This window comes from Flavobacterium sp. (assembly GCF_013822155.1).
In the GTDB taxonomy this organism is placed as follows: domain Bacteria; phylum Bacteroidota; class Bacteroidia; order Flavobacteriales; family Flavobacteriaceae; genus Flavobacterium.
Genome location: NZ_PNJW01000001.1, coordinates 40,055 through 63,830, shown reverse-complemented (window position 1 = coordinate 63,830; position 23,776 = coordinate 40,055). Strand labels below are relative to the sequence as shown.

Below are 23,776 nucleotides of genomic sequence, written 5' to 3'. Positions count from 1 at the left end.
TATCTTTGCAAACCCAATTTTTGGGACAAATTGTTGTGGAGATGAAAGTATCTAATGAATTTTTAATTCCGTTTATCGGATTAAAGCTAGGAAAACATCAATTTGACTATCAAATAGATAAAACGTTCTTTGATCGCTTCGAATATGATGATTTTGAAAGTTGTGATATCAAAACAACGGTTGTTTTAGAGAAAAAAACAACCATGTTAGAGTTACATTTTAAACACAAAGGAACCGTAAATGTCCCTTGTGATTTGACAAGTGAACCGTTTGATTTACCAATTAAAGGCAAAATCAAATTGATTGTTCAGTTTGGAGATGCTTTCAATGATGAAAATGAAGAATTGTTGATTTTACCTCATGGGGAACATCAAGTAGATATTTCACAATACATTTATGAAATGATTGTATTGTCAATTCCTTTAAAAAGAGTTCATCCCGGTGTAAAAAACGGAACATTACAATCAGAAGCTATTGATAAACTGCAAGAATTGACAGTCAAAGAAAAAAAAGCAGAAAAGAAAACAGAAGAGACAGATCCCCGTTGGGATCAATTAAAAAAACTATTAACGGATAAATAATATAGTAAAATGGCACATCCAAAGAGAAAGACCTCGAAAACCAGAAGAGACAAAAGAAGAACTCATTATAAAGCAACTGTTGCTCAAATTGCAACTTGCCCGATAACAGGTGAGGCACATTTATACCACAGAGCTTACTGGCATGAAGGAAAAATGTACTACAGAGGTCAAGTTGTTATTGACAAAACCGAAGCTGTTGCTTAGTACTTTTTTTATAGTTTAAAAATAAACTCTCACTTGTTGAGAGTTTTTTTGTTATACCTATATTTTAAAGAAATAAGCGAATAGAAATCGATTGAGTTTAGATTTTTTTTTGTAATTTCCACCTCTTTTTAACCTATATAGGAAAAGAAAAACCAGCAAACCCTATGAGTAAAATAACAGCCGCCATAACCGCAGTGGGTGCTTATGTTCCTGATTTTGTGTTGTCAAATAAAGTATTGGAAACATTGGTTGATACAAATGACGAATGGATAACTTCCAGAACAGGAATTAAAGAAAGACGATTATTAAAAGAAGAAGGAAAAGGAACTTCTTTTCTTGCTATAAAAGCTGCTCAAAATCTATTTGAGAAAAACAACATCAATCCGGAAGAAATTGATTTAGTAATTATGGCTACAGCTACACCGGATATGCCAGTGGCTTCCACAGGAGTTTATGTAGCCAGTCAAATTGGAGCAGTGAATGCTTTTGCCTATGATTTACAAGCCGCTTGTTCCAGTTTTCTTTATGGAATGTCTAATGCAGCAGCTTATATTGAATCGGGTAGATATAAAAAAGTTTTGTTGATTGGAGCAGATAAAATGTCTTCAATTATAGATTACACTGACAGAGCAACTTGCATTATTTTTGGAGATGGTGCCGGAGCAATTTTATTCGAACCTAATGATGAAGGTCTCGGTCTACAAGATGAGTTCTTGCGAAGTGATGGTATTGGAAGGGAGTTTTTAAAGATTGAAGCCGGAGGTTCTATTCTTCCAACTTCTCAGGAAACATTAGATAACAAACAACATTTTGTTTTTCAAGACGGTAAAACAGTTTTCAAATATGCTGTTTCAGGTATGGCGGATGTAAGTGAAAAAATTATGCAACGTAATAATTTAACGAATGACGATGTGAATTGGTTGATTGCTCATCAGGCTAATAAGCGTATTATTGATGCAACATCTAGTAGAATGGGATTAGATGAAAGCAAAGTCTTAATAAACATAGAACGTTATGGAAACACAACTTCCGCAACGCTTCCTTTGTTGTTAAGTGATTATGAAACTAAATTAAAAAAAGGAGATAATTTAATTTTTGCAGCTTTTGGTGGAGGATTCACTTGGGGTGCAATCTACCTGAAATGGGCTTACGATAAAAAATAAACAAAACTAAAATAAATCAAAAACATCATGGATATTAGAGAAATTCAAAACCTAATCAAGTTTGTAGCCAAATCAGGAGCTACAGAGGTAAAATTAGAAATGGATGATTTTAAAATCACCATCAAAACTACTGAAGCCGGTGCTGCTGAAGCTTCTTATTTCCAACATTATCCTGCTGCACAACCTATGCAACAGATGATGCCACAACATCAAATGCCTCAACCGGTTGCACCCGTTACTCCGGTAGCTGCTCCGGCTGTTGATGATAATTCAAAATACATTACGATTAAATCGCCAATGATTGGAACTTTATACAGAAAACCGGCTCCTGACAAAGCTCCATTCGTAGAAGTAGGTGCTACAATTTCTAAAGGAGATCCCGTTTGTGTAATAGAAGCTATGAAATTATTTAACGAAATTGAATCAGAAGTTTCAGGAAAAATTATCAAAATTTTGGTTGATGATATGTCACCGGTTGAGTTTGACCAACCTTTATTTTTAGTAGATCCGTCTTAATTTGAAAAAATGTAATCATTTGAATTCATTTTCAAATTTTCACTCGAGGCTTAGCTGAACTGAGCGAAGCTAAATTGTTTAATTTTCAAATTAAAATCTATGTTTAAAAAAATATTAATTGCTAATCGAGGAGAAATTGCACTGCGTGTAATTAGAACCTGTAAAGAAATGGGTATCAAAACCGTAGCGGTTTATTCTACGGCAGATGCAGAAAGCCTGCATGTAAAGTTTGCAGATGAAGCGGTTTGTATCGGTCCACCGCCAAGTAATTTGTCTTACTTAAAAATGTCAAATATTATAGCGGCGGCTGAAATTACAAATGCTGATGCTATTCACCCCGGTTATGGTTTCTTATCTGAAAACGCTAAGTTTTCTAAAATTTGCCAAGAGCATGGTATAAAATTTATTGGAGCTTCTCCGGAAATGATTGACAGAATGGGAGACAAAGCTTCAGCAAAAGCAACCATGAAAGCGGCCGGAGTTCCTTGTGTCCCTGGTTCTGAAGGTTTGTTGGAATCTTTTGAACAAGCGGCTCAAATAGCTAAAGACATGGGTTATCCTGTCATGCTTAAAGCAACTGCCGGAGGCGGCGGAAAGGGAATGCGTGCAGTTTGGAAAGCAGATGAACTTCAAAAAGCATGGGAAAGTGCTCGTCAGGAATCAGCTGCTGCATTCGGTAATGACGGAATGTATATGGAGAAATTAATTGAAGAGCCACGTCATATAGAAATTCAGGTTGTAGGGGATGCTTATGGAAAAGCATGTCACCTTTCAGAAAGAGATTGTTCAGTACAACGTCGTCATCAAAAATTAACGGAAGAAACTCCTTCTCCATTTATGACGGACGAATTGCGTGAAAAAATGGGTGAAGCTGCTGTTAGAGCGGCTGAATTCATTAAATATGAAGGTGCTGGAACAGTTGAGTTTTTGGTGGATAAAAACAGAAACTTCTATTTCATGGAAATGAATACCCGTATTCAAGTGGAACATCCTATTACGGAACAGGTAATTGATTACGATTTGATTCGCGAACAAATATTAGTGGCTGCCGGTGTGCCAATTTCAGGTAAAAATTATTTGCCACAATTGCACTCAATCGAATGTCGTATTAATGCGGAAGATCCATATAATGATTTTAGACCTTCACCGGGTAAAATTACGGTACTACATGCACCGGGAGGACACGGAGTTCGTTTAGATACACACGTTTATGCAGGATATAGTATTCCGCCTAATTATGATTCAATGATTGCTAAATTGATAACTACTGCTCAAACCAGAGAAGAAGCAATCAGTAAAATGAAACGGGCCTTAGATGAGTTTTATATCGAAGGAATTAAAACAACTATTCCTTTTCACCGCCAATTAATGGATGAACCGGATTATGTTGCCGGAAACTATACCACAAAATTTATGGAAAGTTTTAAAATGAACGATCCGGAATAAATAAGAAAATCCCAAGTTCTCACTTGGGATTTTTATTTTAGTATTATTTCTTTTTCTACAATGTTTCTTTCAACCAGCCAAAAAATTCTCGTTGCCAAACCAAAGCATTTTGTGGTTTAAGTACCCAATGGTTTTCTTCAGGGAACAACATAAATCGGCTTTTTATTCCACGTAATTGAGCTGCTTGAAAAGCTTCTTGTCCTTGTCCAATGGGCACACGATAATCTTTGCCTCCCTGAATAATTAAAATAGGAGTGTCCCATTTTGAAACTAAATTAATCGGATTGAATTGCGTATAAGTTTTTTGAGCAACAGAATTATCTTTTTCCCAATAAGGACCGCCACTATCCCAGTCTGTAAAAAAAACTTCTTCGGTGGTGCCGTACATACTTTGCAAATTGAAAACACCACAATGCGAAATAAATGTTTTAAAGCGTTTATTGTGTATTCCGGCCAAATAGAAAACAGAATAACCACCATAACTCGCACCTACAGCACCAAGTCTTGATTTGTCAACATAGGACTCTTTGGAAACATCATCAATGGCAGATAAATAATCATCCATCACTTGACCACCCCAATCTTTACTGATTTGTTCATTCCATGCGACACCATGTCCAGGCATTCCTCTTCGGTTTGGTGCCACAATAACATAACCTTGCGAAGCCATTAAAGAGAAATTCCAACGGAAGGAATAACTTTGTGTTAAAGCACTTTGTGGCCCGCCTTGACAATATAAAAGGGTGGGGTATTTTTTTGTTTTATCAAAATTAGGAGGAAGAATTACCCAAACCAACATTTTTTTACCGTCGGTTGTGGTTACATATCTTTTTTCATAAGTAGGTAAAGACATTTTAGCATAGGCTTTGTCATTTACTTCGGTTAATTTTAACCAAGCATTTTTCTTTAAATCATAAGAATAAATTTCTTTAGAATGATTCATGTCTGTTCGGGTTACAATGATTTTATCTCCGGTGAATCCAACCAAATCATTCACGTCAAAAGTACCGGTTGTAATTTGACGAACCATTACAGCTATTCGGGTTAAGCCGGGAAAGTTAACTTCAAATAATTGTTTTGTACCATCCACAGCGGCGGTAAAATAGATTTTTTTACTATCAGGACTCCATTTGAAACCATCTACTGTTCCGTCCCAATTGGCAGTTAAGTTCATGTCCATTCCTTTAAATCGAACAATGATATCATTTTTATCAGCTTCATAACCATCACGTTTCATTTGTAACCAGGTCAAATCGCCGTTAGGGGAAAAGAGGGGATTTGTATCGTATCCTAAATTAGATTCAGTTAGATTTTTGGTTGTTTTGTTTTCTAAATTATACTCATATAAATCAGTATTTGTCGATGTGGCATAGGCAGTTCCTGATTTCTTTTTACAAACGTAAATGATACTTTTTCCGTCTGGTGACCAAGTGAAATCTTCGTCCCCACCAAATGGTTTTTGGGGAGAATCATAAGGCTCTCCTTTCATGATGTCAATGGCAACAGATTTGTCATCTCCATTCGCATCGGCATAAAAAACATGATTATGATTTCCATCATTCCAAGTATCCCAATGGCGATAATCTAATCCGTTATAGACTTGAACATTTGATTTTTCAAGTTCAGGATAGAGGTCTTTACCCAATATTTTTTCAAGTTTAACTTCTTTGTTGGAAAGCAAATATTTTCCGTCGGGGGAAAGGTTTTTATCAGTCAAAAGTTCTTTAGTTTCAGGAATTTCGGTTGCAAAACCACCATTCACAGAAATGCTGTAAAATTTAGAATCAGATTTATTTTCCTCTACCGAAGGTACAGAAACTTTGTAAATCACATTTTTTCCATCTTTAGAAATGCCTAAAGCAGAAACTCTTCCAAGTTTCCAGAGTAATTCCGGGGTTAAAATTTGTTGTGCTGAAACGGACGATGCTCCCATTATAAAAGCGAGGATTAAAATTATTTTTTTCATTGTATTTGATTTTCAAAGTATAAAAGTAACTATTTTTTTTCCATAAAAAAAGCCACCTCAACGAGATGGCTTAGATTTATAAATGAATTACTTATTGTTTGATAAACCTCTTCACAGCAGAAGTTTCATTGTCTGACACTTCTAATAAATAGGTTCCGGAAGCAAGATTTGAAACTAAAACTGTTTTGTTTTCAATTTTTCCCTGAGCAATCACTTGACCCAATAAATTCAAGATTTTATAAGTTGTAAATTGCGTTTCAGCATCAATATGAACTAAATCTCCTTTAATTGGATTTGGATATAAGGTAAATGACTCTTTAGAAACAGGTTCTAAAACAATTTCCTGTTCTCCTCTGGCTGTGGCAACTATGTTTACCGTATAATCTTCAACTTCTCCGTAAGAGAATGTTTCACAATAAGTTGGAGAAGCGTTATATTTCATAGAAATACGCATTCTGGTTGAACCAATTAATGCTGTTGTAGGTACAGTAAAACTTCTGGTTATTGGAGTTGTTTTAGTTTTAGTAACGTTTACAACTTGTTCCCCACTATCAGCAAAATCACCATCTCGGTTATAGTCTATCCAAACGCGGTAACCTTCACTATAAACAGTTCCTGTCCAAGCGGGTGTAATGGTGATAGAATTACTTGTTCCTCTCACTAAATTAGTAGATAGTGCAGTAAAGTTTCCGTAACCACTGTTGTTTCCTGATAAATTATTGATAGTTCCCAACTGAACACGGTTAATGTATTCATCTGCAGTACTATTTCCTTGAGAAGCACAATACGTAACAGTTGAGACAGCTAATGTAGTTACATTAACGGCATTACTGGCAACAGAAACATTTCCGGCAGCATCTTTGGCTATAACAGTAAAGGAATAAGTTGTTGAAGCAGTCAATCCTGAAACGGCATAAGTAGTTGAAGCGGTTGAACCAAGTAAGGTTGTGCCTCTATAAACATCATAACCGGTTACGGCAACATTATCAGTTGCTCCTGACCAAGATAAATTGGTGGTAGTTTGTGTTGTTCCTGACGCTGACAAAGTTGGAGCGGTTGGAGCGGTTGTGTCTGCAACTGTTGCAAGAGTTGTCACACTAACGGCATTACTGGCAACGGAACTATTTCCGGCAGCATCTTTGGCTATAACAGTAAAGGAATAAGTTGTTGAAGCAGTTAATCCTGAAACGGCATAAGTCGTAGAGGCTGTTGAGCCAAGTAAAGTTGTGCCTCTGTAAACATCATAACCGGTTACGGCTACGTTATCAGTTGCTCCTGACCAAGATAAATTGGTAGTAGTTTGTGTTGTCCCAGATGCAGCTAAAGTAGGAGCAGTTGGAGCAACAGTATCTGAAGAGCCTGCTGTAATTGTAAAGTTTGTATTGGAAACATCAAAGAAAATATGATTGGTTCCTTTTACCATTATTCTATTTTGTGTCCCGGCAGTATTTGGAATGGTCACTGCTTGTGTACCATCATTCGGAGTGGCTGCAAGCAATGTATTCCAGGTATTTCCACCATCTGTAGATAATAAGATGTCAACATTGGCACAATTCACACCATTAGCAGTAGTTCCGGCAACGGCCCATGTAATGGTTTGTGTACTTCCTCCTGCGTAGGAAACAGCTGTATTTGGAGAATTAACAGTAAAAGGTCCGGCAGTAGCATTAACAGTTACAACCATATCATCACTATTGTTTCCTGAATCTCCGGCTCGGTTGTCACGAACGGTTAATCTAAAATTAAATGTTCGGGCAACAGAAGGTAAAGCTTCTACTAAAATTTCTGTCCCCGAAGTAGTTGTTGCTCCGGTTAAAACAGATTGCATTCTAGGGAAATACCTTGTTGGAGAAGTTGATGAATTGTATGATCTGAAATTTGGACCAGCGGTTTTTGTAGCACTTGGTGTAGTAGTAGTGGAGGTTCCGGCATCCATTTGTTCCCAATTATAAGTAAGAACATCTCCGTTTGCGTCAGTTCCGGTTCCGGTTAACATGAAAGGAGTGCTTTTTGGCACTGTATAATCTAATCCTGCATTCGCAGTAGGAACAGCATTTCCAGTGGAAGTATTCGTCTGACAGGTTTTAGCTTTTACATTATTAGTAACTTGTTGGATACTGATAGCATGAAAATAGGCATCGGAATGAGGTTGAACATCTTTCGTAGTAATTCCGGCATAACCCATAATAGTAGAACCACTTCCCGGTTCCATTTGAGCTCCGGTTCCTGATTCATTGCTGAATGTGAAAGTGTGATTGGCTCCAAATTGATGACCTAATTCATGGGCAACATAATCAATATCAAAATTATCTCCTGATGGAATTCCGTCCGCCGGAGAAGTATAACCACTGCCTTTTGAACCATTAACACAAACACATCCGATACAGCCTGCATTTCCACCGCCGCCGGTCGCACCAAATAAATGACCTACATCATAATTAGCTTCCCCAATAACGGAAGTTAAAGTTGATTGTAATTGTGAATTCCAATTCGACATACTCGAAGAAGCAGAATAAGGATCGGTAGAAGCACTGGTATAAATAACCAAATCAGTATTGGCAATTAAGACCATACGAACAGCAAAATCTTTTTCAAAAACACCATTTACGCGAGTCATAGTATTGTTAATTGCGGCTAAAGCTAAAGCTTTTGTGCCACCAAAATATGCAGTATATTCACCGGTTACCGACATCGCTAAACGAAAGGTTCTCAATAGGCTATCATCAGCATTTGGGCGTAATGCAGAAGGGTCAACTTGATTTTGAACTTGGTCTATTATAGCACATTCAAAAGGAGAAAAGTTTTTCACTTTATCCGCTTTTTTATAAACAGAATAGGTAGTTAAATCTGCTGAAAGCGGCTCAATAAACACGGCTGATTTTCCGGCATTCAATTGCATCGATTTAAATCCAAGTGGTGAAATACTGAAGTATAATGTAGAAGTAGGATTATCTATTCCAATTCCGATATACGATTTAATTTCAGGATAATTAGCCGCTAATTCAGGAGCCATGATAGAATTTTCATAAACACTGAAACGTTCCATTGCACCTTCTGCATTGGGGAAGGAAATAATCGTTCCTCCTTTAGAGTTGGCAAATCGTTGAGGAGATGTAGAAAGAGCATTTTTTATCCCGTTTACATCTAATTCAAATACGTTGTTTTGCGGAAGTTGCATTTTACTTTCTAAAAGTTCAGAAGTACTTTTTAAAGTAGAGGCTTTCCAAAAAGAGTTTTTCTCTTGAGCAAAAGAAAAACTCACACTTGCTACAAGAGCAATCGTAAGTAATTTAAGCTTCATAAAATGTGGTTAATTAGTTAATTAAAATCAAATGTAAAATATTTTTCATGCAGATAATCGGCACAAAAACATATTTATTAACAATTTGTGTCCTAAACCACAAAAAATATAACAAAATGGTAAGGTTAAAGTTAAAATGATGGTAAGTCATAATTTATTATTCAGGAGATAACGTTATTTTTTTCTATTTTTAAAATAAAAAGTACATTTATAAAAATTTATTGAGAATGCAATTTAGTTTTTGGGAGCTTAAAAATTGGTTTACAAAAGTTGACTACACCATTGTGGGCAGTGGAATTGTAGGCTTGCATTGTGCCTTACAGTTGCGTGATAAATTCCCCTCGGCTAAGATTTTAATCCTTGAAAAAGGGGTTTTACCACAAGGAGCAAGTACTAAAAATGCAGGTTTTGCCTGTTTTGGATCTGTTTCCGAAATTGTAGATGATTTGCGTTCACATACCGAAGAAGAAGTCTTGCAACTGGTTCAAAAACGTTGGAATGGATTACAATTACTTCGTAAACGAATTGGAGATGAAGTGCTGGATTTGAAACCTTTTGGAGGGTATGAACTTTTTTTAAAAGAAGAGGAATCTACCTACCATGAATGTTTGCAACAACTTCCTTTTATCAATGAGCTACTGAAACCGTTATTTAAAAACGAGGTTTTTTCAAAAGAAGTTAATTGTTTTGCTTTTCAAGGAATTCATGACTGTGTTTTATTCAATCCCTATGAAGCACAGATTGACACCGGAAACATGATGCAATACCTCCTGAAATTGGCTATTCAACAGGATGTTTTAATTTTAAATCAACAAACAGTAACCTCTTATGTTGAAAAAAGGGAAGGAGTAGAAGTGGTTTTGGGCGATTTTTCTTTTTCTACCAATAAACTCCTCTTTGCAACCAATGGTTTTGCGGGTGAAATAACAAAGGGCGAAGTAAAACCGGCACGGGCACAAGTACTCATTACAAAGCCAATTCCTAATTTAGAAATTAAGGGAACGTTTCATTTAGATAAAGGATATTATTATTTTAGAAATTTCGAAAATAGAATTTTACTTGGAGGCGGAAGAAACCTGGATTTTGAAGGAGAAACAACAACAAGTTTAGACCAAACAGAACGAATCCAAAACAAATTAGAACAATTATTAACAAATGTAATTTTACCCAATCAATCTTTTGAAATTGAACAGCGATGGAGCGGAATCATGGGAGTGGGGAAGCAAAAAAAACCTATTGTGAAACAACTTGCTGAACATGTTTATTGTGGTGTTCGTTTGGGTGGAATGGGTGTAGCAATTGGAAGTAGCATAGGAAAAGAATTAGCAGATTTAATTAAGCAATAATTATGATAAAAAAAATACTCCGTTTTCTTTGGAAAGCAGCTTTATGGTTTTTTGGAATTTCCATCTTTATGGTTATTCTATACAAATTTGTTCCGGTTCCCTTCACGCCTTTAATGGCTATACGGGCTGTTGAACACAAAATGGACGGTAAACCAATGACGTGTAGCCACGATTGGGTTCCAATTGAAGAGATTTCACCTAATCTTCAAAAAGCGGTAATCGCCAGCGAAGATGCCAATTTTCTAACGCACAAAGGTTTTGATTTTGAAGCGATTGAAAAAGCAATGGAAGACAATGAGAAAGGAAAAAAAATCAAAGGGGGAAGCACGATTTCGCAACAAACCGCCAAAAATGTTTTCTTATGGCAAGGAAGAAGTTATCTCCGAAAAGGATTAGAAGCCTATTTTACGGTACTAATCGAACTCATTTGGGGAAAAGAACGAATCATGGAAGTTTATCTCAATAGTATAGAAATGGGTGATGGCGTTTATGGGGCCCAAGAAGCTTCAAGGGTTTGGTACCATAAAGACGCCAAAAAATTAACTCGAATGGAAGCCGCCGGGATAGCTGCTATTTTACCTAATCCACGAAAGTTTAAAGCCAGTAATTCATCCGCCTATATCAATAGAAGAAAAGCAAGAATAAGTAGGTATATTGGTTACATAGAATTAAACTATTAAAAAAATGCCTTTCATTAGAAAGGCATTTTTTTGATAATTTGCGTTACTTTTTAAGTTCTTTTATCCCCATACTATACAATGTAAATGCCTGAACATCGGCATTTTCTTCTATTGTTTTCGAAATGGGTTTTCCGGCTCCGTGACCTGCATTGACATCAATTCTTATCAACACAGGATTTTCTCCCGCTTGTTTGGCTTGTAACTCGGCAGCAAATTTAAAACTGTGTGCCGGTACAACGCGATCGTCATGGTCACCGGTTGTTACTAAAGTAGCCGGATATTTCACTCCTTTTTTCACATTGTGAACAGGGGAATAATTTTTTAAATAGGAAAACATTTCTTTACTGTCATTGGCGGTACCATAATCATAAGCCCAACCGGCTCCGGCCGTGAAGGTATGATAACGTAGCATATCCAAAACACCAACGGCTGGCAAAGCAACCTTCATCAAGTCTGGTCTTTGAGTCATGACGGCACCAACTAATAAGCCTCCATTGGAACCACCCCGAATGGCTAAATAATCAGAAGAAGTATATTTTTGAGCAATCAAGTATTCACCGGCAGCAATAAAATCGTCAAAAACATTTTGCTTTTTTTGTTGCGTTCCGGCATCATGCCATTTTTTGCCATATTCACCACCACCTCTTAAATTTGCTACTGCATAAATCCCTCCGTTTTCCATCCAAACAGCATTGGCAACACTGAAATTTGGAGTAATACTCACATTAAAACCACCATAGCCATAAAGGATAGTTGGATTTTTACCGTCTAATTTTAATCCTTTTTTATGGTTAATAATCATTGGGATTTTTGTTCCGTCTTTTGAAGTATAAAAAACCTGTTTGCTTTCATAATTGTCGGAATTGAAATCTACTTTGGGCTTTTCATATACTTTTGAAGTTCCGCTTTTGGGGTCAAAAGAATAAATTGTGCCCGGGGTTAAATAATTTGAAAAGGAAAAATACAATTCGGTTTCTGTTTTTTTACCTCCAAATCCGCCGGCAGATCCAATGCCGGGTAAACTGATTTCACGAACTAATTTTCCGTCATAATCATATTGTTTTACTTGCGAAATAGCATCTTTCATGTAATTAGCAAAAAGGTATCCTGCTCCGGTAGTGGGAGACAAAACATAATCTGTTTCAGCAATACAATCTTTCCAGTTTTCAGGAGTTGGATTTTTAAAATCTACAGTGACAACTTTTTGATTTGGAGCATTCAAATTGGTCACAATAAACAGTTTGGTTCCTATATTGTCAATGATGTAATTATTACTGTCAAAATTAGCAACGATGGTTTCAAGTTTGCTGTTTGGGTCATTTAAATCTCTAATATACAATTCGTTTCCGGTAGTGGAATTAGCCGCCGTTATAATCAAATAATGTTGATCTTCAGAAATAGCTCCGCTTATATACCTTCTTTTTTCATTCAAACCAAATACTATTTTGTCTTCTTTTTGTGTTGTTCCCAGTTTGTGGTAATATAATTTGTGTTCGTCCGTTTTGGCTGAAAGTTCACTGCCTTCCGGTTTGTCATAGCTCGAATAAAAGAACCCGTCGTTTCCTAACCAGGCTATTCCACTGAATTTTACATCAACAATAGGAGATTCTAATACTTTTTTTGAAACGGCATCCATGATGATGATTTTGTTCCAATCGCTTCCTCCTTCTGAAATGGAGTAAGCCATCAACGAACCGTCTTTAGAAAAGGATATATCAGCCAAAGAGGTGGTGCCGTCAGTGGCAAATGTATTGGGGTCTAAAAAGAGTTCTTCTTTCCCGGATTTATCTTTTCGGTATATAACCGATTGATTTTGTAAACCGTTATTTCGGTAAAAATAAGTGTAATTTCCTTCTTTGAAAGGAGCAGAAATACGTTCGTAATTCCACAGTTTCTCTAATCGCTCTTTAATTTGATTTCGAAAAGGAATTTGAGAAAGGTAGCCAAATGTAACTTCGTTTTGGGCCTTTACCCACGCACCTGTTTCTGCTGAACGGTCGTCTTCTAACCAACGATAAGGGTCGTTCACATCAGTGCCAAAATAAGTGTCTTTCACCACTTCCTTTTTTGTTTCTGGATAGGCAAACGAAGAAGAGGTAGGTTGTGCATTTACTGAAATAACACAAACTATTGCAAACATAGGAATGATTTTTTTCATTTGTAAATAAATTGATATTTACAAATGTAACCAAACAAATGATACGATTTAGTTAAAAAGGGGCTTGTATTTTGGCCACAATTTATACATTAAAATCCCATTAATAACGGCAACTAATAAAGCTCCGCTAATACCGGGGATATCCAGAAACAAATGAAATAATAAGATATTGACTGAAATTGGAGCTAAAACAACAAGAGCAAAAGCCACCCATTTATTGGTAAGAAGTAAAAGACCAATAAGAATTTCCAAGACACCAACTACCTGAAGTACATAACCGGTTGTTGCTAGGGAAGTAATAAAACTAGCCGCATTTTCAGGTAATTCAGGTGCGGGAATAAAGTTTAAAAATTTGTTTAAGCCAAAAACCAGTAGGATAACACCTAAGAGCAAACGCATTAAGTAAGTAAATCTTGAATTCATAGAAAATGTATTTTGGTTAGTAAATAGGTATTAAAATAACTAAATTAGTAAAAAATAATATATAAAACTCACAAAATGAAATAAAAAAAACCAAACTGCTTAAAAAGAGTTTGGTTTTTCAACACGGTTTATTTCAAAATTTATTGAATTGTTAAAGGAAAAATAGCCAGAGCATCTGTAGCTCCACCGGCATTGATGATATCTCCTGCTGCCACTCCGGTTGCTGTTTTATTCGGTAAATGAATTAAAGTAACAACAAATGTTCCGCTTGTAGCATTGTTTGCAGACGTTGTTAAAGTGAATTGAAGCCCAATAGGATTGCCGTTAGCATCGGTATTTGCTGAATGATAGGCAACCGTTCCAATAGTGGAGGCCAACTGATAAAATACTTGATGTTCAGTTCCTTCTTCCTGCACTTCTTCTGTAATTTCATCAGTAGGATTATTCAATTCATTCAAGAAACGGGTAGCCCCTGCATAGGTTGTTCCCGCAACTAAATCACCTGTAACGGTTATCATGGGAGCGTTGGGGCCATCACCATCTAAATCTCTTGCGGTTAAAGTAATTGTTTGACCACCACCGGTCAGGGTAGTAATAACTGTTGTAATTAATTCTTCTTCATTCACGGGAGAATCATCATTGCTACAAGAGGTCAGGGTAATCAGGATTATGGCAAAGGCCATCATTTTTAGATTTTTCATTTTGTTAGATTTTTAATAATTAAATTTTAATTGTAGTTGAATGTTTCTTCCCGTTTCATCCGCAAAAAAACGTTGCCGGTTCAAATAGTCCCGGTAAGAAATGTTTAAAATATTTTGAACAGAAAAAGCAAGGGTAGTCAAAATTTTAGGAAACAATTTCACTTTCATTTCGGAATAAAAGTTAAAAAGTTGATAACCATCTGGAGGTGTGCTGATGTCAACGGTCACAGGTGTCAATTCGCCATCAACAAGAATAGTGGCGTCAAAATTGTAATCGGGGTAGCGATTTTGTTGAAAAACCAACTCGTACTGTAACTCCAATACCAACTCGTTCCAGGCTGATTTTTTATATTGAACTGACGTGGAAAGGTTTAAAGGAGGCATATCAATCAAAGGTTGATTTTCGATTAAATTTTCTCCATTGACATAAGCTATTGAAAAAAGATGTTTCCAAGTAGGGTTAATTTGCCATTGACTCCGTAAATCAATTCCCCATAATCGGGCATCAGTCTGTTGGTATTCCCAAACCGGAAAAGCCCCTCTTATCGTTGTTTCGAAATCAACAGGTTTCAGAAACATGAAGTTAGAAATCCAATGAAAATAGGGATTAAATTCAACGGACACCGCATTCCATTTTTTCAAGAGAGAAGTAGAATATTTAATCGACTTTTCTTGTTGCAAACGCAAATCACCCAATTCAATTTGACCGGTAGAATGATGTAAGCCATCACTGAAAAACTCAGATGGATTCGGATTTCTATTGGAAAGGCTGAGGTTGTTTAACCAAATCCAATCAGAAGTGTACGCTTTACGAATACCGAAACTCCCTGAAAAATTATGAAAAGTAAAACGTGGCTTGGTGAGCCATTGATTTCCAACTTCACCAATAATAAAATCAGCAAAATCAGCATCATAGTCACGTTCTTCCCAACGGGATTTTTGATAATATTTAGTAGCTTCAATGGTAGAAAAATCATAGCGAACACCCATTTCTAGAGCTAAATCTTCATGTATTTGATAGTTACCAACCCCATAAAGTCCGCCATCAAATTTAACATAGGAAGGAATTAAGGGTCTTACATCCGTTTTCGGATTGGCAAAATTGTTTTGATAAAGAGCATTGATACCGGTTTTTAAAGTCCATTTTTCCCATGCTTTTTTATAATCTGTTTGAAGCGTATGAGTTGCCAATTCTAAATCTAAAGCTGCTTTGTTGGCATTGTCAGTTCTTCGCAAATCATACTCTTGCCGATGGTTGAACTGAAAGGAATAGAAAGTTGATAGAGAACTGGAATCATCAATTTTTTGTTTGTAATTCAACTTTGCCAAATGATGCTCTACCTTTTGTTTTGGGTTGATGATGGCATAAGTAAAATCATTAATTACATTGGGAACCTGATTTTCTATCGAATTATACAAATCATTCGCATTACCAATGTGTGAAGCACTTAATATCCCTATTTCAGCATGGTAAAAACTGTAAAAGGCCAAAACTTCATACTCCTTTTTTACAAAGGAAATATCTCCCGAAAAATTAAATTCACGATTTCCGGTATTGGATAAAACATAATCAGGAGCTTCCTTATCGCCTAAATATTTAAAAGTACTCAAGGCATTCCACCGCCATCCGGTCGGCTTTCCTTGGTGAATGCTTGAACTGATTACGCCACCGCGTCCATTAGAAAGACCACTCAAAATAGTTTTTCCGAAAAGGGTGTCTTTTGTCACCGTAAGGGGTTCTATTATAACTAATCCGCCCACTGCATCACCACTATATTGTAATCCGGAAGCTCCTTTAATGACGGTTATTTTCCCGGCAGCGTTGATGTCAAAATTTGGAGCATGCTCAGCTCCCCATTGTTGATCTTCTAATCGAACTTGATTGGAAAAAATCGGAACCCGACTACTGTGCAATCCATTAATCATCGGTTTGATAATACTGCTCCCGGTTTTTAAAAGGGAAACACCCGATACTTCTTTGAGAGCTTCTGCCAAGGTTTGACTGCTGCTTCTTTCAATTCTTTCCGTATTGATTTGCTGCACACTAATACTGTTACTGACTTTTGTAGAAGTTTGTTTGACCGTGACTTCCTTCAAAGTAGTTTCAGATGGAGTAAGTTTGACATTCAAAATATAATCTTCTTTTATGTTAAGGAGTGTGTCACAGGTTTTGTATCCTAAATAGGAGATATAAACCCGCAATTCACCTTTAGGCAAACCCTTGATTTCGTATTCGCCAATAGGATCACTGGCTACATTTTTGTAGTTAGTGTGGACATGGCTTCCTGATAAAGGTTGGTTTTTTTCATTGGTGATTTTTCCACGTAACGTGAATTGCCCAAAACCTGAAAAACCAAAACATAACAAGAAGAAAAGAGTAATAAAATACCGCATTTTTCTGGTTCAAAAAATTATAAACACTGACAATCATTCGTTCTTGGAACAAATGATTATATTTTAGTTTCGATAATTTTAAACGGTTGGCGGACCTCGGTATGAAAAAAGAGAACCTGAAAAGGTAGAAATTTGTGCTTGTTCCTGAACCAAATACGGAACAGGTTTAATTGGGAAATCAAATCGATGAGTTAATACATCCGGTTTGATATAAAACCAAAAATGAAAATCGCAAACAGAACAATCATCGTCGGTGTGTTGATGTGAAAAACCATCATGTGCATGATGACAAACTTCAGTTTTATCAAAATAATCAGCTACTAAATGTCGGTACGTATGCAACGATTGAAACAGTATTGTAAACAATACCGCCATCATTAAATAGAGGTTGACTATAGCTATTTTTTTCTTCATCAACAGCAAAGATAGCAAAAAAGCCCCTGAAAAGGAGCTTAAATTACTTTTAATCTTTTGTTAAACTAGTTTGTTAGCGACCAAATACTCTGCAATTTGAATGGTATTGGTTGCCGCTCCTTTACGTAAATTATCCGCCACAATCCACATGTTTAGGGTGTTGGGCTGACTTTCATCACGACGAATTCTACCTACGAAAACATCGTCTTTGCCTTGAGCATAAATGGGCATTGGATAGGTTTTGGTATCCAAATTATCTTGAACGGTAACGCCGGCAGTGTTGTGTAAAATCGAACGAACTTCATTCACATCAAAATCATTCGAAAATTCTATATTCACGGCTTCACTGTGTCCGCCGACTACCGGAATTCGAATAGCGGTTGCGGTCACGGCAATGCTTCTATCGCCCATAATTTTTTGGGTTTCACGAACCAATTTCATTTCTTCTTTGGTGTAGCCGTTGTCTTCAAAAACATCGCATTGGGGTATAGCGTTACGGTGAATCGGGTAAGGATAAGCCATTTCGCCTTTCACACCCGCATATTCATTTTCTAATTGTTGAACAGCTTTTACACCTGTTCCGGTAATAGATTGATATGTTGAGACAATTACGCGTTTAATGGTGTATTTTTTATGAAGCGGGGCCAAAACCATCACCATCTGAATGGTAGAACAGTTAGGATTAGCTATGATTTTATCGTCTTTGGTTAATTCGGAAGCATTGATTTCCGGAACCACTAGTTTTTTAGTCGGATCCATTCGCCAAGCGGATGAATTGTCGATGACGGTTGTGCCAACTGCTGCAAATTTTGGAGCCCAAGCTAAAGATGTTTCTCCTCCGGCAGAAAATAAAGCAATATCCGGATGCAAATCAACCGCTGTTTGTAAACCTACTACTTTATAGTTGGTTCCTTTAAAATCGATTTCTTTACCAACTGACTTTTCTGAAGCAACCGGAATTAACTCCGTTATCGGAAAATTTCTTTCGGCCAAAACCTGAAGCATAACTTCGCCAACCATTCCGGTAGCACCAACTACTGCAACTCTCATGTGTGAATTTTTAGATTTGAATTGCAAAAATATAGAATATTCATTGGAAATAGATTGGTTTCACAAAATTTTGATTTTTTGTAAAAAAAAGACTCCCGCTTTTAACGGGAGTTTAGTTAGAATATATAATGTAGCGGAACGACTATTTTTTCAATAAATCTCTAATCTCAGCTAATAATTCTTCTTGTGTTGGTCCGACTGGTGCAGCAGGTGCTTCCACTTTTGGTTTTTTCATTTTGTTGTAGGCTTTGATAATCATAAACATGACAAACCCAACAATAACTAAGTTAACTAAGGTGTTAACCCATGCTCCCCATCGGATTGCTACCTCCGGAACGGCTGCAACACCTTCCGATTCAACAACAGCAGCTTGTAAAACAACTTTCATTTCAGAAAAATCAACACCGCCGGTTAACATACCTACTATTGGCATAACAATATCATTTACAAAACCATTAACCACAGCCCCAACGGCTCCGGCCATGATTACAGCTACGGCAAATTCAATCACATTGCCGGTCATAATAAAATTCTTAAATTCTTTGAACATAATAATTAGGTTTTAAAAGGTTTGTTAAAACGAAGTTAGTTAAAATTTTAACAGTTGCAATAAATTTTTTATTCTCTGTAAAAAATTCTTTTTACCCGTTGTGAAATTCCGGTCAGAATTTCATAAGGAATAGTGCCTAATTTTTCAGCCATCATGCTCACACTGGGGTTGTCGCCTAAGATAATAACTTCATTTCCTTCCACACAGGGTATTTCAGTTACGTCAACCATTAACATGTCCATGCAAATACTGCCTACAATAGTAGCCTTTTGATTGTTTATCATGACATAGCCAATCCCATTTCCCCAACTTCTTCTGATTCCATCAGCATAGCCAATCGGAATCGTGGCAATTTTGGTTTCTCTCTCCGCAATAAATCTTCGACCGTAGCCAACGCTTTCTCCTTTTTGAATGGTTCTGATTTGGGAAATAATGGATTTTAAGGTGCCTACATTTTCCAAGTAAAGTTGTTCCTGAGGGTCATTAGAAATTCCATAAAGACCAATCCCTAATCGAACCATGTCAAATTGTGCTTGCGGATAATTGGATATTCCTGAAGTATTTAAAATATGCCGAATCGGACTAATTTCTAATTCCTTACAGATAGAGGTAGAAATACGGTTGAATTTTTCAATTTGCTCCAAAGCAAATTCGTGGTGTGTTAAATCATCACTCGTCGCCATGTGAGACAGAATACTTTTTACCTGAACCGTTTTGCAATTTTTTAGAATCGTTAGTAATTCTTCTAAATGAATTTCATCAAAACCTAACCGGTGCATGCCGGTATCAATTTTGAGGTGAATCGGATAATTTTTAAGAAGTTTTTGCTTGGCAATTTTTAAAAAAGCATTTAATCCTTTCAAACTGTAAATTTCCGGTTCTAAATGATGTTGAATAATAGCTTCAAAACTCGTAGTTTCCGGATTCAAAACCATAATTGGTAAATGAATTCCATTACTTTTCAACGCAATTCCCTCGTCGGCAAAAGCTACACCTAAATAATCAACGTTGAGGTATTCTAATAATTTGGCTATTTCTAAACCACCGTTTCCATAACTGAAGGCTTTGACCATCACCATCATTTTGGTGTCGGAGTTGAGTTTGGCCTTATAAAAATTTAAATTATGTGAAAGGGAGTTTAGATTAATTTCTAATACGGTTTCATGTGTTTTTTCTTCTAATAAGGAAACAATTTCTTCAAAATGAAAGTTTCGGGCTCCCTTGATTAAAATGGTTTCATTTTCAAAAGTTAAACTGTCAAAATGGGCTAAAAAATCGGCTTGTGAGCCAAAAGTTATCCCGTTTAAGAATTTGGATTTATACTGGGAAATGGTTTCACCGATGCCAATTACACGGCTGATTTTATTGGAAATAATCATTTGCGAAACACGGGAATATAATTCATCATTCTCCAATCCACTTTGAAAAATATCGGATAGGATAAGCGTTTTTTTATGGTGCTGTTTTTGATTCTCTAAGAAGTCTAATGCGATTTTTAACGATTGAAAATCAGAACTGTAACTGTCATCAATCAGCATAGTGTTGTTGATGCCTTTCTTGACTTTTAACCGCATTTCGATGGGATACAACAAGGATAGTCGATTTTGAATGGTGTCAAAATCATAATTGAAATAAAATAAAACCATCAAACAATGAATTACATTTTCAATAGAGGCCTCATCTGAAAATGGAATGTTAATTTTAAAACAGGTTTCCTGATAAGTAACATTCAAGGTGGTTTGCTGATTCGTGGTTTTTGGATGTACTAAAACATCAGCTGTTTTATCACTGGAACTCCATGAAAATGTTTTAATGTCATGATTTAAAAAGGCGTCAATCGATTTGTTTTTATGATAAATCAGCACGTGAACATGCTTGAATAATTTTAATTTTTCTTTGATTTTCTGACCTAAATTTTCAAAACCTTCGTCGTGGGCTGACCCAATATTAGTTAAAATTCCAATCGTGGGTTCAATGATAGGTTCCAAATGCTCCATTTCATGAACTGTTGAAATTCCGGCTTCAAAAATCCCTAAGTTATGTTGCTCATTTATGCCAATAACCGACAGCGGAACACCCACTTGTGAATTGTAACTTTTCGGACTGCGGATAATATTATAATCAGGACTTAATAAAAAATTTAACCATTCTTTGACGATAGTTTTTCCGTTACTTCCGGTAATACCAATCACAGGAAAATCGAATTTTTTACGATAAAAAGAAGCAAATTTTTGAAGTGCGGTTAACGTATTGTCAACTAGTAAAAAATTGACATCTTGAACAGGTTCAACTTTTTCGGAGACAATAAAATTTCGAACCCCTTTTTCAATCAACTCAGCAATATAATGATGTCCGTTGTTATTGGGACCCACCAAACAAAAAAACAAAGTCTGTTGGTTATTTTGAAGAGAGCGACTGTCGAGGGATACGTTTTCAATACTATTTTCAGAATGACTGCCTGAAAAGGAGGCATTGAGCAACGTAATAATATCTTTTATAACAAGGTTCACCGGTTAGGATTTAGGTTTGTTTGTGTTTTCCGTTTTGTGTTCCGCTTGTTCGCGAAGGGCATGATAATAGGCGGCTCTGCTTAAAGGTTCATATTCTTCCGTTTCACCTAGCATAACCAATTTATCATTATCTGCTTTTCGGAAACTGTAATTGGCTAAATTCCCGGTGCGGGTACAAACGGCGTGCACTTTAGTGACATATTCTGCTGTTGCCATCAAAGCAGGCATTGGCCCAAACGGATTTCCTTTAAAATCCATGTCTAAACCGGCCACAATCACGCGAATTCCTGAATTGGCCAAATCATTGCAAATGGTCACTATTTCATCATCAAAAAACTGAGCTTCGTCTATGCCCACTACATCACAACCTTGAGCCAAAATACGAATATTAGCAGCCGCAGGAACGGGAGTCGAACGAATTTCATTGGCATCATGAGAAACCACCATCTCATCGTGATAACGCGTATCGATGGCAGGCTTAAAAATCTCCACTTTTTGTTTAGCAAATTGAGCTCTTTTCAGTCTTCGAATAAGCTCTTCGGTCTTTCCCGAGAACATCGATCCGCAGATGACTTCAATCCAACCAAATTGTTCTTTATGATTTACGGTATTTTCAAGAAACATTTTCTACTTTTCTAGCGGTGAACAACATATTTTTATGTTATTTTGTATCAGTAACAAATTTATAAAATTCTAAACGCTATAGTCAATATAATTTTAAAAGTTATGAAGAAAAAGTTAGAAGCCGATTTAATCAGCATTGCCCACCGAGTTTTAAAATTAAAAGGCAAAGAAGATGTAATACAATTGCATCAGGAAGCTCAAAAATTATATGAAAAACTAGCCATTCTTCGTTTTTATGAAGAAAATATTAATGTATTGAAAGAGGAAATTTCTGCCGAAGAATTGGAAGAAAAATTAAATACAGTAGCCGTTGCCCAACCTATTGCGACAAAGGAAGAAGTTACAGTTGAGCCAATGCTTGTTCAAGAAGCACCTATTGAAGAAACAGTGCAAGAAGAACCAGTAGCAGAAGTACCGACTGTTGAGGAAGTAGTTTCGGAAGCAGTGGAAGAATTAACCGAAGAAGAAATTGTTCCTGAACCTGAAACAGTAGCAGCAATGGAAGAGGTGTTGGAAGAAGAAAGTAAAACAGAAACAATAGAACCTCTTTTCAATCCGATTTTTGAATTATCAATAGAGGAGGAGGAAGAGAAAACAGCTCCAAAATTAGAGCAAAAACAAATTTTGTTCGAAGACTTATTGGGCTCAGATTATAAAGAACCGGATTTTGTAAAAGTCAACGACGTTCCGAAAGAAGTGGAAAGAGCTTCAGAAATGGCCTTTGAAAAAGCGGAAGAAACTTTTGTGCCGGAAATAAAAGCGGAAGTTTTTGCGGCTAAAATGGAGCACAAAATCGCATCGTTAAACGACACTTTAATCAAAGGCATTAACATCGGACTAAATGACCGAATTGCTTTTGTAAAACATCTATTTGCCGGAAGTAACGAGGATTTTAACCGCGTGGTTTCTCAAATCAGTACCTATGATTCATTTGATGAAGCACAAAGTTTTGTAGAGGATATGGTAAAACCCGACTATAATAATTGGGAGGGAAAAGAAGATTATGCCGCTCGTTTTATGAATTTGGTAGAGAAAAAATTTGCCTAAATGTCCAAACTGTACATCGTTCCCACACCCATCGGAAACCTGGAAGACATGACTTTTAGAGCCATTAAAGTGCTCAAAGAAGTAGATTGTATCTTGGCAGAAGACACCCGAAACAGCGGGAAATTATTGAAGCATTTCGAAATTGGCACGCACATGCAAAGCCACCACATGCACAATGAACACAAAACGGTGGAAGGATTGATTAAACGATTACAGTCAGGAGAAACGATTGCTTTGATTTCCGATGCCGGAACACCGGCCATTTCCGATCCGGGTTTTTTGTTGACCAGGGCTTGTGTCGAAAATAAAATCGAAGTAGAATGTTTGCCCGGAGCAACGGCTTTTGTGCCGGCTTTAGTGAACAGCGGATTGCCTAATGATAAGTTTGTGTTTGAAGGATTCCTTCCGGATAAAAAAGGAAGACAAACCCGTTTTTTAGCCTTAGCCGACGAAGTCAGAACGATGATTTTTTATGTGTCTCCGCATAAATTAACAAAAACACTCGCTGAATTTGTAAACTATTTTGGGGCAGATAGACCGGTTTCGGTGTCCAGAGAACTGTCTAAACTTCATGAAGAAACCGTTCGCGGTACAGCCGCGGAAGTCCTAAAACACTTTGAAAATAAACCCGCTAAAGGAGAAATTGTAGTGGTGGTAGGCGGCAAATCAGTTAAATAAAAATATAACTTTTTTGATACAATA

Annotated in this window: 20 protein-coding genes; 9 read left to right on the top strand and 11 right to left on the bottom strand. The window is 36.6% G+C overall.

All coding sequences use genetic code 11. From position 1 onward, the window contains the following. Window positions 1-41: 41 nt before the first annotated feature. The 5 genes from C0512_RS00280 (at window position 42) to accC (ending at window position 3,910) form a co-directional block, all read left to right on the top strand. On the top strand, window positions 42-581 hold the full coding sequence (locus C0512_RS00280) for a DUF177 domain-containing protein (protein ID WP_290858105.1): 540 nt from the start codon (window positions 42-44) through the stop codon (window positions 579-581). Between the two features lie 9 nt (window positions 582-590). Further along, window positions 591-785 carry a 50S ribosomal protein L32 gene (rpmF, locus tag C0512_RS00275; protein WP_290857986.1) on the top strand — a complete coding sequence of 65 codons (195 nt, stop codon included), beginning with the start codon at window positions 591-593 and terminating at the stop codon, window positions 783-785. A gap of 164 nt (window positions 786-949) precedes the next feature. After that, window positions 950-1,948 (top strand): beta-ketoacyl-ACP synthase III, encoded by a 999-nt coding sequence (locus tag C0512_RS00270; RefSeq protein ID WP_290857985.1) that lies wholly within the window; start codon window positions 950-952, stop codon window positions 1,946-1,948. Between the two features lie 27 nt (window positions 1,949-1,975). Beyond that, window positions 1,976-2,464 (top strand): acetyl-CoA carboxylase biotin carboxyl carrier protein, encoded by a 489-nt coding sequence (accB, locus tag C0512_RS00265; protein WP_290857984.1) that lies wholly within the window; start codon window positions 1,976-1,978, stop codon window positions 2,462-2,464. A gap of 99 nt (window positions 2,465-2,563) precedes the next feature. After that, a complete protein-coding gene (gene accC, locus C0512_RS00260; RefSeq protein WP_290857982.1) occupies window positions 2,564-3,910 on the top strand; it encodes an acetyl-CoA carboxylase biotin carboxylase subunit in 1,347 nt (448 codons plus the stop codon). Between the two features lie 55 nt (window positions 3,911-3,965). Here accC and C0512_RS00255 read toward each other — a convergent pair whose 3' ends face one another. Continuing rightward, window positions 3,966-5,876: a S9 family peptidase gene (locus C0512_RS00255; protein WP_290857980.1), complete on the bottom strand. Its 1,911-nt coding sequence runs from the start codon at window positions 5,874-5,876 to the stop codon at window positions 3,966-3,968. Window positions 5,877-5,967: 91 nt separating this feature from the next. Then, complete coding sequence (locus tag C0512_RS00250) at window positions 5,968-9,177, bottom strand: reprolysin-like metallopeptidase (protein ID WP_290857979.1); 3,210 nt, start codon at window positions 9,175-9,177, stop codon at window positions 5,968-5,970. Between the two features lie 227 nt (window positions 9,178-9,404). Between C0512_RS00250 and C0512_RS00245 the strand changes: the two genes are divergently transcribed. After that, window positions 9,405-10,523, top strand: a complete 1,119-nt coding sequence (locus C0512_RS00245; protein WP_290857977.1) for an FAD-binding oxidoreductase — start codon at window positions 9,405-9,407, stop codon at window positions 10,521-10,523. Between the two features lie 2 nt (window positions 10,524-10,525). After that, window positions 10,526-11,203, top strand: coding sequence for a monofunctional biosynthetic peptidoglycan transglycosylase (mtgA, locus tag C0512_RS00240; protein WP_290857975.1), 678 nt, complete (start codon window positions 10,526-10,528; stop codon window positions 11,201-11,203). A 43-nt stretch (window positions 11,204-11,246) separates the two neighbouring features. On the opposite strand, the gene C0512_RS00235 is transcribed toward mtgA, so the two are convergent. The 9 genes from C0512_RS00235 to C0512_RS00195 all read right to left on the bottom strand — a co-directional run bounded on the left by C0512_RS00235 (window position 11,247) and on the right by C0512_RS00195 (window position 22,027). Further along, complete coding sequence (locus C0512_RS00235) at window positions 11,247-13,343, bottom strand: prolyl oligopeptidase family serine peptidase (RefSeq protein ID WP_290858104.1); 2,097 nt, start codon at window positions 13,341-13,343, stop codon at window positions 11,247-11,249. Window positions 13,344-13,409: 66 nt separating this feature from the next. Continuing rightward, the gene (locus C0512_RS00230) at window positions 13,410-13,784 is read right to left on the bottom strand and encodes a DoxX family membrane protein (protein ID WP_290857973.1); all 375 of its coding nucleotides are present in this window, start codon (window positions 13,782-13,784) and stop codon (window positions 13,410-13,412) included. Between the two features lie 140 nt (window positions 13,785-13,924). After that, window positions 13,925-14,485 (bottom strand): type 1 periplasmic binding fold superfamily protein, encoded by a 561-nt coding sequence (locus C0512_RS00225; protein ID WP_290857971.1) that lies wholly within the window; start codon window positions 14,483-14,485, stop codon window positions 13,925-13,927. Window positions 14,486-14,497: 12 nt separating this feature from the next. After that, window positions 14,498-16,879: a TonB-dependent receptor plug domain-containing protein gene (locus tag C0512_RS00220; RefSeq protein ID WP_290857969.1), complete on the bottom strand. Its 2,382-nt coding sequence runs from the start codon at window positions 16,877-16,879 to the stop codon at window positions 14,498-14,500. Between the two features lie 78 nt (window positions 16,880-16,957). Next, window positions 16,958-17,293, bottom strand: a complete 336-nt coding sequence (locus tag C0512_RS00215; protein WP_290857968.1) for a hypothetical protein — start codon at window positions 17,291-17,293, stop codon at window positions 16,958-16,960. A 60-nt stretch (window positions 17,294-17,353) separates the two neighbouring features. Further along, on the bottom strand, window positions 17,354-18,343 hold the full coding sequence (locus C0512_RS00210; RefSeq protein ID WP_290857967.1) for an aspartate-semialdehyde dehydrogenase: 990 nt from the start codon (window positions 18,341-18,343) through the stop codon (window positions 17,354-17,356). Window positions 18,344-18,485: 142 nt separating this feature from the next. Continuing rightward, window positions 18,486-18,893: a large conductance mechanosensitive channel protein MscL gene (gene mscL, locus C0512_RS00205; protein WP_290857966.1), complete on the bottom strand. Its 408-nt coding sequence runs from the start codon at window positions 18,891-18,893 to the stop codon at window positions 18,486-18,488. A 68-nt stretch (window positions 18,894-18,961) separates the two neighbouring features. After that, window positions 18,962-21,403, bottom strand: coding sequence for a bifunctional UDP-N-acetylmuramoyl-tripeptide:D-alanyl-D-alanine ligase/alanine racemase (locus tag C0512_RS00200; protein ID WP_290857965.1), 2,442 nt, complete (start codon window positions 21,401-21,403; stop codon window positions 18,962-18,964). Between the two features lie 3 nt (window positions 21,404-21,406). After that, window positions 21,407-22,027, bottom strand: coding sequence for a thymidine kinase (locus C0512_RS00195; protein ID WP_290857963.1), 621 nt, complete (start codon window positions 22,025-22,027; stop codon window positions 21,407-21,409). A 102-nt stretch (window positions 22,028-22,129) separates the two neighbouring features. Between C0512_RS00195 and C0512_RS00190 the strand changes: the two genes are divergently transcribed. Together C0512_RS00190 and rsmI are read left to right on the top strand one after the other, a co-directional pair. After that, window positions 22,130-23,074, top strand: a complete 945-nt coding sequence (locus C0512_RS00190) for a hypothetical protein (RefSeq protein ID WP_290857962.1) — start codon at window positions 22,130-22,132, stop codon at window positions 23,072-23,074. Further along, window positions 23,075-23,752 (top strand): 16S rRNA (cytidine(1402)-2'-O)-methyltransferase, encoded by a 678-nt coding sequence (gene rsmI / locus C0512_RS00185; protein ID WP_290857961.1) that lies wholly within the window; start codon window positions 23,075-23,077, stop codon window positions 23,750-23,752. The last annotated feature ends 24 nt before the right edge of the window (window positions 23,753-23,776 follow it).